The organism is Proteus sp. LHD240705 (assembly GCF_047921555.1).
Taxonomy (GTDB): domain Bacteria; phylum Pseudomonadota; class Gammaproteobacteria; order Enterobacterales; family Enterobacteriaceae; genus Proteus.
This window is the reverse complement of sequence record NZ_JBLRMI010000051.1, coordinates 1-321: the sequence shown is the minus strand read 5'-3', so window position 1 is coordinate 321 and position 321 is coordinate 1. Positions and strand designations below refer to the sequence as shown.

1 protein-coding gene is annotated in these 321 nt (G+C 44.9%); it reads right to left on the bottom strand.

The window, feature by feature from the left end:
- Positions 1-147 (bottom strand): glycoside hydrolase family protein (locus ACNART_RS17975; RefSeq protein WP_409339577.1); only part of this gene is annotated, 147 nt, incomplete at its 3' end.
- Positions 148-321: the final 174 nt, after the last annotated feature.

The following is a 321-nucleotide window of genomic DNA, read 5'->3' as shown; positions in this document are numbered from 1 at the left end:
ACCTGTGTGTCCATAACAAACCGTCAAGACACCGGCCACATCACGATAAGGCTCATAACGCACACCTTCAAAATGGGCAATGACAACTAACGCGATTGCTGTGGCTCCTGCTGTTGTTAGCGCCGCTATTTTCTGTTTGAGAGACATTAAATATCCTTTGGCGCTTTCACCATTAATTCAGCAAGCCTTTTTAACGTTTCGGTTGGGTTTTGTGGGTCAATATGTTGAACAAGCTCTTCAAATAATTGAGTGCGTTTTCGCTGTTCTCTTCGAGTCATAAAGTAAGTGGCTAAACCGAGAACCATGCTGAACGCCATCCCG